Below are 12547 nucleotides of genomic sequence, written 5' to 3' on the forward strand. Positions count from 1 at the left end.
TCTTCGCGGGCAAGCCCGCTCCCATAGGGACACCACAATCCTCAAATCCTGTGGAACACCTGTGGGAGCGGGCTTGCCCGCGAAGAGGCCGGTGCAGTCGAGCACGAAACAGAACGCCCCCCGCCCCGATCATTCCTGTGGGCGGGGCTTTTGCGTATCAAGGCATAATGCACGCCGCGCGGTCTGTGGCTGCAACACAAGGTGATCGATGTGGTGAAGAAGTCGCTGTTCCAATTGCACTGGTTCTTTGGCATCACCGCCGGCCTGGTGCTGGCGCTGATGGGCATCACCGGTGCGATCTGGTCGTTCCAGGAAGAACTGCTGCGCCTGTTCAACGCCGATGTGCTCAAGGTCGAGGTGCGCCAGGAGGGCGTGCTGCCGCTGCCGGAACTGGTGCGCCGCGCCGAACTGGCCCAGGGCGACAAGGTGGCGATGCTCTGGGTCGATACCCACGCCGACAATGCCGCCCGCCTCTTCTTCACCCCGCCGCCCGGCGAACGCCGCGGCGAGCTGCGTTATGCCGACCCTTACACAGGCGAGCTCAAGGGTGAGGTCGCGGGGATAGGCTTCTTCAACCTCATGCTGCAGCTGCACCGTTTCCTGGCCATGGGCGATAGCGGCCGGCAGATCACCGGTGCCTGCACCCTGATGCTGATCTTCTTCTGCCTCTCCGGCCTTTACCTGCGCTGGCCGCGCCGGGCCCTGAACTGGCGGGTCTGGCTGAGCTTCGACTGGGCCAAGAAAGGCCGCGCCTTCAACTGGGACCTGCACGCCGTCGCCGGGACCTGGTGCCTGCTGTTCTACCTGCTGTTTGCCCTGACCGGCCTGTTCTGGTCTTACGACTGGTACCGCGAGGGCCTGAACACACTGCTCGCCGACAAACCCGCAGCCGGCGAACAGCAGCAGCGCGGCGCAGGTCGTGGCCGCCCCGGACCGCAAGCAGCGGATGCCAAGGCGGCGCCGTTGGTGGTCGATTACGACGCCATCTGGAACAACCTCAAGAATGCCGCCGGCCCAAGCCTTGCCAGCTACAACCTGCGCCTGCCACCTGGCGGCGGGCAGCCAGCGACGCTGTTCTACCTGCTCGATGACTCAGCCCACGAGCGCGCCTTCAACACCCTGACACTTGACCCCGCCAACGGCCAGATCAAGCGTCACGAGCGCTACACCGACAAGTCGTTCAAAGCCCAACTGCTGCAGAGCGTCTACGCCCTGCACGTGGGCAGCTATTTCGGTTTGCCGGGCAGGATCATCCTCACCATCGCCAGCCTGACCATGCCGCTGTTCTTCGTCACCGGCTGGCTGCTGTATCTCGATCGCCGCCGCAAGAAGCGCCAGGTCCGTGCCGCCCGTGGCTCGGTCGACACCGCCCAGGCCAGCGGCGACAGCTGGCTGATCGGCTTCGCCAGCCAGAGTGGCCTGGCCGAGCAACTGGCCTGGCAGAGCGCAGGGCAGTTGCAGGCGGCGGGCTTGCCGGTGCAGGTGCGCTCGCTTGCCGAACTGGGCGCGGACGAGCTGCGCCAGGCCCGTCGTGCACTGTTCGTGGTCAGCACCTTCGGTGATGGCGAAGCGCCTGACAGCGCCCGCGGCTTCGAGCGCAAGGTGCTGGGCCAACCCTGGGCGCTGCAACACCTGAACTACGCCCTGCTCGCCCTGGGCGATCGACAGTATCCGCATTTCTGCGGCTTCGCCCGACGCCTGCACGCCTGGCTGGCCGAACGCGGCGCGACCACGGCGTTCAGCCCGATCGAAGTCGACAGTGCCGACCAGAATGCCCTGCAACAATGGCAGCAGGCCCTGGCGCAACTGACCGGCGCACGTCCGCTCGCCGCCTGGCAGCCGCCCAGCTACGGCAACTGGCGCCTGGTCCGACGCGAACGGCTCAACCCCGGCAGCCAGGGCGCACCGGTGTACTTGCTGGGCCTGAGTGCCGAACACCCAAGCCATTGGGAAGCTGGCGACCTGGTCGAGGTGCTGCCCCGCCACAGCCAGGCGCGGATCGATGCCTTCCTGCAAGGGCTGGGGCTCGATGCGAATCTACCGGTGCAACTTGATGGTCTTGTCGAACCGCTTGGCCAAGCGCTGGCCAGTCGCCAGTTGCCGACCAGCCGCGAGCATCTGGTCGGCCTGCACGCCCAGGCGCTGGTCGATTCGCTGATCCCACTCGGTGCCCGCGAATACTCCATCGCGTCGATCGCCAGCGACGGCGTGCTGGAGCTGATCGTGCGCCAGGAGCGTCATGCCGATGGCAGCCTCGGGCTGGGCTCCGGCTGGCTGACCGAATACCTGCCCATGGACGGCCATGCCAGCCTGCGTCTGCGCCGCAACAGCAGCTTCCACCTGCCGACAACCTCGGCACCGATGGTGCTGATCGGCAACGGTACTGGCCTGGCAGGCCTGCGCAGCCTGCTCAAGGCCCGGATCGCGGGGGGTGAGCAGCGCAACTGGCTGCTGTTCGGCGAACGCAACCGCGCCCACGACCTGCTCTGCGGCCGTGAGCTGCAAGGCTGGCTGGACAGCGGCGATCTGGCGCGACTGGACCTGGCGTTCTCGCGGGACCAGGCGGAAAAGGTCTATGTGCAGGATGTGCTGTTGCAGCAAGGCGAACAATTGCGCCGCTGGGTGGACGACGGCGCCTGCGTGTACGTCTGCGGGAGCCTGCAAGGGATGGCAGGCGGCGTGGATGCGGCGCTGAAGGGGATGCTGGGTGAAGAGGTCGTTGAGCAACTGATCGAGGATGGGCGCTACCGGCGGGATGTGTACTGATCAGTGCCTATGTGTCGCTCTTTTCGCGGGCTTACCCGCGAAAAGGCCACCACGATCTCAATGCAGCTCGAAGGTATCGGCATCCAGGTTCGCCGGGAACTTGGTCCGATACGCCGCCAGCTCCGCCGCGCTCAACACCGCGCTGAACACCCCGTCGGCCTCCCCCGCACTCAGCAGGCTCTCGCCCTGGAAGTCCAGCACCTGGCTGTCACCCGAATAGGCAAAGCCCTTGCCGTCGGTCCCCACCCGATTCACCGCAGCCACGTAGCACAGGTTCTCGATCCCCCGCGCCGGCAGCAGCCGGTTCCAGTGCTGGCGCCGCGCGGCCGGCCAGTTCGCCGTGTACAGCAGCAGGTCGGTATCCTGTGCGTCGCGGCTCCACACTGGGAAGCGCAGGTCGTAGCAGATCAGCGGGCGAACTCGCCAGCCCTTGAGCTCGAACTGTACCTGGCGTTCGCCAGGCGTGTAGTGCTTGTGCTCGCCCGCCATGCGGAACAGGTGGCGCTTGTCGTAATGCAGCACCTCGCCGTCCGGTCGTGCCCACAGTAGGCGATTGCGGTGGCTGCCATCGGCGGCCTGGATGATCACACTGCCGGTGATCACCGCATCGATCTTCTTTGCCTGTGCCTTGAGCCACTTGTAGGTCGGCCCCTGCTCGGGCTCGGCAAGGCGTTCGGACTCCATCGAGAAACCGGTGGTGAACATTTCCGGCAGGATCACCAGGTCAGCGCCACGGGCCTGCTCCAGCAGTACCTCGAAATGCGCGTGATTGCCCTCGCGGTCATGCCAGGCCAGGGTGGTCTGCACCAGGGCGAGCTTCAGGTTCGGCAGTTGACTCAGATCGCGCATAGTTTTTCCGCTGCCTGACGCAGCGTCTCCTCACGTTTGGCAAAGCACAGGCGCACCAGGCGTTGCTCGGGGATAGGGCGCCGGTAGAACACCGACACCGGGATGGTCGCCACGCCATGCTCGCGGGTCAGCCACAGTGCCATCTCCACATCATTGAGGTCGGGACGGATCGCCGAGTAATCCACCAACTGGAAATAGGTGCCCGCGGTGCGGGTGAAGGCAAAGCGCGATGTCTGCAGCAGGTCGCAGAACAGGTCGCGCTTGGCCTGGTAGAAGCCTGGCAGTTCGTCGATATGCTCCGGGTGTTCGGCCATGAAGTCGGCCAGCGCCCATTGCAGCGGCGTCACGCCGCAGAAGTTGACGTACTGGTGGACCTTGCGCAGCTCGGCACTCAGCGCAGGCGGTGCAATCACATAGCCGGTCTTCCAGCCGGTGACGTGGTAGGTCTTGCCGAACGAACTGACCACGAAGGCCCTGGCATAGAGCGGCTCGTGAGCCAGCACGCTGGCATGGCGCACGCCGTCGTAGACCAGGTGCTCGTAGACCTCGTCGCTCACCAGGTAGATGTCGCGCTCGGCAATCAAGGCGGCAAGCTGGTCGAGGTCGTCGCGAGTGATCAACGCACCGCTGGGGTTGTGTGGCGAGTTGAGGATGACCATGCGCGTGCGCGGGGTCAGGGCATCGCTGAATTTCTGCCAGTCGATGCGAAAATCGCCATCACTCAGTTGCACATGCACGCAGCGACCACCGGCCAGCTCTACCGACGGCTCGTAGCTGTCGTACGACGGGTCGAAGACGATCACTTCGTCGCCAGTCTGGATCACCGCCTGGATCGCACAGAAGATCGCCTCGGTGGCGCCAGGCGTGATGGTCACTTCCTGATCGGCATCCACCTGAGCGCCATAAAGACGGGCGATCTTCGCCGCGACCTGCTGGCGCAACACCGGCAAGCCGGTCATCGGCGCGTACTGGTTGTTGCCAGCGGCCACGTGTCGGCCGACCGCATCGAGCAGCGGCTGCGGGCCATTGAAATCGGGGAAACCCTGGGACAGGTTGAGCGCGCCGGTTTGCGCGGCGAGCTGGGACATGGTGGTGAAGATGGTCGTGCCGACGTTCGGCAGTTTGCTGCGGATCATGGAGCCCTCTTTCCTGCGGGGTGGTCCGGCACGGGGTGGAGTCCGAGCATAGCGGATCGGGCAGGCAGGAAAAAGGTTGAAACATTTAAAGGCTCATTCGTGGCCAAGCCCGCTCCACAGGTCGTTCACAGATCTCAATGCCTGTGCCTTGCAGTGGGAGCGGGCTTGCCCGCGAAGAAGCAGACGCGAGAATCAGCGCTTGTCTTTGCGCTTCTTCTCAGCCTTCTTGTGGTGCGACATCAAGCGGCGTTTCTTGTTGACCTGGCGATCGGTGAGGGTGTTCTTGTTGCCCTCGTACGGGTTCTCGCCGCCCTTGTACTCGATGCGGATCGGCGTACCGACCAGCTTCAGCACACGGCGGTAGGTGTTTTCCAGGTAGCGCGAGTAGGAACGCGGGATCTTGTCGGTCTGGTTGCCGTGGATCACGATCAGGGGTGGGTTGGCACCTCCGAGGTGAGCGTAGCGCAGCTTGATCCGTCGACCGTTAACCAGCGGCGGCTGGTGCTCGCTGATGGCGTCTTCGAGGATTTGCGTCAGGCGGCTGGTCGGCCAGCGGGTGACCGCCGACTTGAACGCAGCCTGCACCGACTTGTACAGATGGCCGACGCCAGTGCCGTGCAAGGCGGAGATGAAGTGGATGTCGGCAAAGTCGACGAAGAACAGCCGACGCTCCAGCTCGGTCTTCACGTAGTCGCGCTCGCCCGGCTCCATGCCATCCCACTTGTTCAGGGCGATGACGATGGCACGGCCGGCTTCCAGGGCGAAGCCCAGCAGGTTCAGGTCATGGTCGACCACCCCCTCGCGCGCGTCCATGACGAAGATCACCACGTTGGCGTCCTTGATCGCCTGCAGCGTCTTGACCACCGAGAACTTCTCGACTTCCTCGTGGATCTTGCCGCGTTTGCGCACCCCGGCAGTGTCGATGAAGGTGTACTTCTCGCCATCACGCTCGAACGGGATGTAGATACTGTCACGGGTGGTGCCCGGCTGATCGTAGACCACCACACGCTCTTCACCGAGCATGCGGTTGACCAGCGTCGACTTGCCGACGTTCGGGCGACCGATGATGGCGATCTTGATGCCATCCTTCTCGCTCGGCCCCGGAATACGCACCGCTTCCTCGCCTTCGGCGACTTCGGCATCCAGCGCTTCCTCGACCTGGTCGCGCGGGATGTGGCCAAGCACGGCTTCCATCAGTGCGTTGATACCACGGCCTTGCGAACCGGCGACCGGAATGGCGTTGCCCATACCCAGCGGCGAGAACTCGGCGCGGGCGACATCGGCATCGATGTTGTCGATCTTGTTGGCGACCAGGATCGCCTCTTTGTTTCGCTTGCGCAGGTGCTCGGCGATCATCTGGTCAGCGGCGGTCATGCCAGCGCGGGCATCGACCAGGAACAGCACATAGTCCGCTTCTTCGATGGCCATCAGCGACTGCTCGGCCATCTTCTCGTCCATGCCCACTTCGTCACCGGTGATACCGCCGGTGTCGATAAGAATGAACGAACGACCCTGCCAGGTGGCGTCGCCGTACTGGCGATCACGGGTCAGGCCCGACAGGTCGCCGACGATGGCATCGCGGGTCTTGGTCAGGCGGTTGAACATGGTGGATTTGCCGACGTTCGGCCGTCCCACCAGGGCGATTACGGGAACCATGCGGCTCTCCACTCGTGAATTCTTGAAAATGCAAAGGCCGCTGCAAGGCAGCGGCCGGAGTTCGGGCGGCGCTTCCTGCGCCGCAGCCTGAAACCGATGACGGTCTCAAGCATAGCTTCAGCGGATGGTCAGTGCCTCGAGCTTGCCGCTGTTGCCATAGACATAAATGGTGTCGCCGACCACCAGGGGGCGGGCGCGCAGGCCATCGCTGTCGATACGCTCACGGCCGACGAAGCGCCCATCGACCTGGCTGAGCAGGTGCAGGTAACCCTCGAAGTCACCTACCGCGACATAGCTGGAAAACACTTCCGGCGCCGACAGTTGGCGACGGGCCATGGAGTCGTTGGTCCACAGCGCCGAAGACGAACGCTCATCGATGCTCTCGACAGTGCCCGAAGCCTCGCTCACGTAGACGTTGCCAAAGCCCTGGGCGACACCCACATAGCTGGAGGCATCGCGCTGCCACAGCACGCGACCGCTTTCCAGGTCCAGGCCCGCGACGCGACCCTGGTAGCTGGTGACGTAAAGGGTACCACCGGACAGCAGCAAGCCACCGTCGATGTCCACTACACGGTCCAGCTCGGAACGGCCCTGCGGAACGGCCACGCGGGCCTCCCACACCGGCACGCCGTTCTGCGTGTCGACCGCGATCACCTTGCCGGTGGACAGACCAGCCACCGCCAGGCGGTTGGTCACGATCGGCGCGCCGGTACCACGCAGCGTGAGCACTGCTGGCGAACTCTCGTAGATCCAGCGGCGATCACCGGTGTTGAAGTCCAGGCCGATCAGACGGTCGTCCTGGGTCTGCACCACCACCACATCACCGTTGGTCGCTGGCGGAGCCAGCACTTCGCTGGTGACGCGCGAGCGCCAGCGTTCTTCACCGGTGCTGGAGTCCAGTGCGATGACTTCACCCTTGAGGGTGCCCATCATCACCAGGCCGTAACCCACGCCGACAGCACCGGAAACCGGTACGTCCAGGTCCTTCTTCCACACCACGTCACCGTTGCTGCGGTTCAGCGCGAAGACCTTGCCGTTGACGTCGGCAGCGTAGATGCGGTCGTTCTCGATGGCCGGCACCAGGGTGTTGTACTTGTCACCCTGGCCGTCACCGATCGAACGGCTCCACTGTTTCTTGAGCACCACCTCTTCGGTGAACTTGGTCAGTTCGGCCGGGGGCAGTTCCTTCTTGCTGTTGCTGCTGCAACCCGCGGCCAGCACGGCCAGGGCGAGCACTGCTGCTTGTTTCCAACCGGTCACTTCACGCGTCCCCTTTGGCCAGGTCATCCAGCTTCAGTTGCAGGCCACCGATCGCGGCGTCGTCGGACAGCGCGGCCTTGGCTTTTTCATACGCACCGTGGGCATCGTCGGCACGGCCCAACTGGACCAGCAAGTCACCCTTGAGCTCCTCACGACTGGCCAGGAAGGCCTTGTCGGCGTCACCGTCGAGCAGCTTGAGGGCCTCCTCGGCCTTGTCCTGGGCAGCGAGCACACGGGCCAGACGCTGGCGCGCGATCTCGCCGAGGGTGGCATCGGCCGGCTTGTCCATCACGCTCTTGAGCTCGGCGGCGGCGTCGTCCAGCTTGCCGCTGTCGACCGCGACCTTGGCCACGAACAGGCTGCCGTACTGGGCATAGGCCGAACCGCCAAATTCGCTCTTGAGCTTGCCGGACAGCTCGGCGACCTTGGTCGCATCCGGCTTGCCGTCAGGCGTCAGGGTAGTTTCCAGCAACGCCTGGTACAGCGCCGAAGCGCCTTGCGACTGGTTGCTCTGGTACTTGTGCCAGGCCTGCCAGCCCATCACCACCGCAGCGGCGAGCAGGGCACCGGTCAGCAGCGGCTTGCCGTTGCGGTTCCACCAGTCCTTGGCTGCGGCCAGGCCATCATCATCGGTACTCGACACCCCAATACTCCTTTTCAGCAATTCGGCTGTTTGACCGCTTCACGCCTGCGCGAGAGCAGCTTGCAGGTGCTCGGCCAGAGCATCCCAGGCAATGTTCTGTTGTTCGCCCTGGCCACGCAGGGGCTTGAAACCTACCACTTGTTGCGCCAGTTCGTCGTCCCCCAGGATCAGGGCAAACAGCGCCCCGCTCTTGTCGGCCTTCTTGAACTGGTTCTTGAAGTTGCCGCCACCGGCGTTGACCGCCAGGCGCAGGCCCGGCAGACGATCGCGCAGTTGCTCGCTGATCTTCAGGCCCGCCAGCTCCGCCTGCTCGCCGAAGGCGCACAGGTAGACATCCAGCGTGCGGCTGATCGACTCGGGCACCTGGCCCAGCGTCTCGATCAGCAGCAGCAGTCGCTCGATACCCATGGCGAAGCCCACGCCAGCCGTCGGCTTGCCGCCCATCTGCTCGACCAGGCCATCGTAGCGGCCACCGGCACAGACAGTGCCCTGGGCACCGAGCTTGTCGGTCACCCACTCGAACACGGTCTTGCTGTAGTAGTCCAGGCCACGCACCAGCTTGGTGTTGATCACGAACGGGATACCGGCAGCGTCGAGGCGGGCCTTCACGCCCTCGAAGTGCACGCGGGACTCTTCGTCCAGGTACTCTTCGAGCTTCGGTGCGCCCACCAGAGCGGCCTGGGTGCCTTCGTTCTTGCTGTCGAGGATGCGCAGCGGGTTGCTCTTCAGGCGACGCTTGCTGTCGTCGTCCAGTTGATCGATACGCTCGCTGAGGAACTCGACCAGCGCGTCGCGATAGCGCGCACGGGCTTCGCTGGTGCCCAGGCTGTTGAGTTCGAGCGTGACCGCGTCCTGGATACCCAGGCGCGCCCAGAGGCGCCAGGTGAGCAGGATCAGCTCGGCGTCGATGTCCGGACCGGCCAGGTTGAACACCTCGACGCCGATCTGGTGGAACTGGCGATAACGCCCCAGTTGTGGGCGTTCGTGGCGGAACATCGGGCCGACATACCAGAGCTTCTGAACCTGGCCATTGCCGATGATGCCGTGCTCGAGCACAGCACGCACACACGCGGCAGTGCCTTCCGGGCGCAAGGTCAGCGAGTCCTTGTTGTCCTGGAAGGTGTACATCTCTTTTTCGACGATATCGGTGACTTCACCGATCGAGCGCTTGAACAGCTCGGTGAACTCGACGATCGGCGTGCGGATCTGGCTGTAGCCGTAGCCGTCCAGCAGGCCGGCCACGGTGCCTTCGAAGTAGCGCCACAGGGGCGACTGCTCGGGCAGGATGTCGTTCATGCCACGGATGGCTTGCAGCGATTTGCTCACGAAAAGTCCTTACGAATCTGTGTATCAGCCGCGGGCGATCAGCGCCGCGTCGGCCTCGACCTTCTCGGCCGCTTTCTGGCGGATGAGCTTTTCCAGCTCATCGACCAGGTTGTCATTGGTCAGCTTCTGCGCCGGCTTGCCATCGATGTACACCAGGTTGGGGGTACCACCGGTCAGGCCGACGTGGGATTCCTTGGCTTCGCCCGGGCCGTTGACCACGCAGCCGATCACCGCGACGTCCAGCGGCACCAGCAGGTCTTCCAGACGCCCTTCCAGCTCGTTCATGGTCTTGACCACATCGAAGTTCTGCCGCGAACAGCTCGGGCAGGCGATGAAGTTGATGCCACGGGAACGCAGGTGCAGCGACTTGAGAATGTCGTAGCCGACTTTCACTTCCTCGACCGGATCGGCAGCGAGGGAGATGCGAATGGTATCGCCAATGCCTTCGGCAAGCAGCATACCGAGGCCGACAGCGGATTTCACCGTCCCCGAACGCAGGCCACCGGCTTCGGTGATGCCCAGGTGCAGCGGCTGCACGATCTGCCTGGCCAGCAGGCGGTAGGCTTCGACGGCCATGAACACGTCGGAGGCCTTGACGCTGACCTTGAAGTCCTGGAAGTCGAGGCGGTCAAGGTGCTCGACATGGCGCAGCGCCGACTCCACCAGCGCTGCCGGGGTCGGCTCGCCGTACTTCTTCTGCAGGTCCTTTTCCAGCGAACCCGCGTTGACGCCGATGCGAATCGGGATACCACGGTCGCGAGCGGCATCGACCACCGCGCGCACACGGTCTTCGCGACCGATGTTGCCCGGGTTGATGCGCAGGCAGTCAACACCAAGCTCGGCGACGCGCAGGGCGATCTTGTAGTCGAAATGGATGTCGGCGACCAATGGCACGCTGACCAATTGCTTGATCTTGCCGAAGGCTTCGGCCGCGTCCATGTCCGGCACCGAGACGCGGACGATGTCGACGCCAGCATCGACCAGGCGCTGGATCTGCCCAACGGTGGCGGCGACATCATTGGTGTCGGTGTTGGTCATGCTCTGTACCGCGATGGGTGCATCACCACCCACCGGCACATTGCCGACCCAGATTTTGCGGGATTCGCGACGTTTGATCGGAGATTCGCCGTGCATGACTTACTGTCCCAACTTCAGGCGAGCGGTCTCGCCACTGGTGAACGGGGCGACATCGACGGCCTGACCGTTGTAGCTGACCTGAGCGCCGCGGGCAAAGCCCAGGCGGACCGCGAACGGCGGCTTGCCGGTCAGTTCCAGGCTGTCACCCTTGCGCTTGATCGCGCTGAACAGCACCTTGCCGTTGCCATCGGTGACCTGGGTCCAGCAATCGGCGGTGAATTGAATGGCGATCTTGCCATCGCCCGCAGCAACCACGGCAGGCTCGCTGGCAACTGGCGCAGTCGGTACGGCGTGGGTGGCCGATGCGGTTGGTGCGGGCGCGGTGGCGGGCGCGTGCGTCTGGGCAGGAGCCTGGGCAACCGGAGCGGCTGGAGCGGCGGCGGATGCTGCGGTGCCCGGGGCGCCCTGTTCAGCAGCCTCGGCGGCAGCTTCGGTCGTAGCCTGCTCAAGCGGCAGTGGCGCGCTCTCTGGCTGCTGGCCCGCAGTCACGGCCTGATCTTCCGGCTCATCGAGCGGGTGGATCTGCGTGGTGCCGTCGGCGCTTTCGACCTCGACATGCTCCAGGGCGATCTTGGCCAGGTCCTTGCCACGCAGGCTGCTCTGGTCCTGCCACCAGAAGAACCCGCCACCGACCACGGCCACCAGCAGCAACAGGCTGACGACACGCAGAATATTGTGCGAAAGGCGCACCGGCTCCTCGATACGACCAAGGGCATGTACTTCGCTGCCCTTGGCGTGAGTCCCGGTGATCTGGTCGAAAGCCTCGACGAGCGGCGCCTGGTCCATGTCCATGAGCTTGGCGTAAGCACGGATATAGCCGCGCGCGAAGGTGTGTCCGGGAAGCTTGTCGAAGGCGCCGGTTTCCAGGTTGTTCAGCGAAGTGACCGTGAGATTCAGCTTACGGGCGACCTCGGCCTGCGACCAGTTCCGGTTCTCGCGGGCCTGGCGCAAGATATCACCTGGATTCTGCTGAATCGCTGCTGCTGCTTCGGGGTGCGCGGCTTTCATCGTTGCTCCGACAGGTATTGCTGATATTCCGGCGTACCGGGATAAAGTCGTTGTAATTTCTGGCCCAGCTCGGCTGCGGTGCCGTGCTCTTCGAAGACTCGGGCGAGGCGGCTGCCCAACAGCAGGCTGCGAGCGTCGTGATCGCCATGCTGGCTGAAGCGCTCGAAATAGTCCCGGGCCGGCACATAATGCCTGTTTTCGTAGGACAACTCAGCCATTTCCAGCAGCGCTCGTGGTTGCCGCTGATCGAGCTGCAGGGCCTTGTCCAGGTATTCGTGAGCCTGCTCGCGACGCCCTTGCCTGAGGGCGGTCAGGCCAAGGTTCTCGTATACCCGGGAACGTTCAGGATACAGGGTATCGGCAGCAGCTTGGCGAAACATCTGTTCTGCTTGGCGAAAATGCCCCTGAGCATATAGGAAACTGCCGAAGTTGTTGCGAATCCGCGTGTCATTCGGGCGTTGCGACAAGGCTTCGCGGAAATGGCCATCGGCCAGATCGGGCTCGCCCTGGGCCTGGAAGACCAGGGCCAGGGCGGCGTGTGCATCGGCATCGTGGCTGTTCAACGCAAGCGCCCTGGCCAGCGGGGCCTTGGCTTGCTCAGTCATGCCTTGTTGCAAATACCCCAGCCCCAACTGCACATAGGCACGCCCTGCCTCCGCCCTGCCCTGTCGGCTGGACAGCGGATCACCTGCACCGCCGGACACGCAGCCGGCCAGCAGCAAAAGCGACAGCATCGACAGCGCGGCGCGCAGGGTCATCGGCGGCT

Annotated in this window: 10 protein-coding genes; 1 reads left to right on the forward strand and 9 read right to left on the reverse strand. The window is 64.2% G+C overall.

Going from position 1 to position 12547, the window contains the following annotated elements:
• Positions 1-210 precede the first annotated feature (210 nt).
• A complete protein-coding gene (locus tag AC2CGW_RS04785) occupies positions 211-2766 on the forward strand; it encodes a PepSY domain-containing protein (protein ID WP_288377000.1) in 2556 nt (851 codons plus the stop codon).
• A 57-nt stretch (positions 2767-2823) separates the two neighbouring features.
• On the opposite strand, the gene AC2CGW_RS04790 is transcribed toward AC2CGW_RS04785, so the two are convergent.
• The 9 genes from AC2CGW_RS04790 to pilW form a co-directional block, all read right to left on the reverse strand.
• Positions 2824-3615, reverse strand: a complete 792-nt coding sequence (locus AC2CGW_RS04790) for an amidohydrolase (protein WP_186668205.1) — start codon at positions 3613-3615, stop codon at positions 2824-2826.
• Positions 3603-4751 carry a pyridoxal phosphate-dependent aminotransferase gene (locus AC2CGW_RS04795; protein WP_288377002.1) on the reverse strand — a complete coding sequence of 383 codons (1149 nt, stop codon included), beginning with the start codon at positions 4749-4751 and terminating at the stop codon, positions 3603-3605. The genes AC2CGW_RS04790 and AC2CGW_RS04795 overlap by 13 nt, the downstream gene beginning before the upstream one ends.
• A gap of 192 nt (positions 4752-4943) precedes the next feature.
• The gene (der, locus tag AC2CGW_RS04800; protein ID WP_186668210.1) at positions 4944-6407 is read right to left on the reverse strand and encodes a ribosome biogenesis GTPase Der; all 1464 of its coding nucleotides are present in this window, start codon (positions 6405-6407) and stop codon (positions 4944-4946) included.
• Between the two features lie 117 nt (positions 6408-6524).
• Entirely contained in the window at positions 6525-7667 is a 1143-nt protein-coding gene (bamB, locus tag AC2CGW_RS04805) for an outer membrane protein assembly factor BamB (protein WP_288377005.1), read from the reverse strand.
• Between the two features lies 1 nt (position 7668).
• Positions 7669-8310, reverse strand: coding sequence for a tetratricopeptide repeat protein (locus AC2CGW_RS04810; RefSeq protein ID WP_054892558.1), 642 nt, complete (start codon positions 8308-8310; stop codon positions 7669-7671).
• Between the two features lie 39 nt (positions 8311-8349).
• The gene (hisS, locus tag AC2CGW_RS04815; RefSeq protein WP_186668219.1) at positions 8350-9636 is read right to left on the reverse strand and encodes a histidine--tRNA ligase; all 1287 of its coding nucleotides are present in this window, start codon (positions 9634-9636) and stop codon (positions 8350-8352) included.
• A 24-nt stretch (positions 9637-9660) separates the two neighbouring features.
• Entirely contained in the window at positions 9661-10770 is a 1110-nt protein-coding gene (ispG, locus tag AC2CGW_RS04820; protein ID WP_054892556.1) for a flavodoxin-dependent (E)-4-hydroxy-3-methylbut-2-enyl-diphosphate synthase, read from the reverse strand.
• Positions 10771-10773: 3 nt separating this feature from the next.
• Entirely contained in the window at positions 10774-11781 is a 1008-nt protein-coding gene (locus AC2CGW_RS04825) for a RodZ domain-containing protein (protein ID WP_484573602.1), read from the reverse strand.
• Positions 11778-12539, reverse strand: coding sequence for a type IV pilus biogenesis/stability protein PilW (pilW, locus tag AC2CGW_RS04830; RefSeq protein WP_186708056.1), 762 nt, complete (start codon positions 12537-12539; stop codon positions 11778-11780). The genes AC2CGW_RS04825 and pilW overlap by 4 nt, the downstream gene beginning before the upstream one ends.
• Positions 12540-12547: the final 8 nt, after the last annotated feature.

The organism is Pseudomonas sp. SYWMCR5, from assembly GCF_057197165.1.

Coding starts and splice junctions, on each gene's coding strand:
- pilW (WP_186708056.1), bottom strand. CDS start 12,539: ATGACCCTGCGCGCCGCGCTGTCGATGCTGTCGCTTTTGCTGCTGGCC.
- der (WP_186668210.1), bottom strand. CDS start 6,407: ATGGTTCCCGTAATCGCCCTGGTGGGACGGCCGAACGTCGGCAAATCC.
- AC2CGW_RS04790 (WP_186668205.1), bottom strand. CDS start 3,615: ATGCGCGATCTGAGTCAACTGCCGAACCTGAAGCTCGCCCTGGTGCAG.
- ispG (WP_054892556.1), bottom strand. CDS start 10,770: ATGCACGGCGAATCTCCGATCAAACGTCGCGAATCCCGCAAAATCTGG.
- AC2CGW_RS04795 (WP_288377002.1), bottom strand. CDS start 4,751: ATGATCCGCAGCAAACTGCCGAACGTCGGCACGACCATCTTCACCACC.
- AC2CGW_RS04825 (WP_484573602.1), bottom strand. CDS start 11,781: ATGAAAGCCGCGCACCCCGAAGCAGCAGCAGCGATTCAGCAGAATCCA.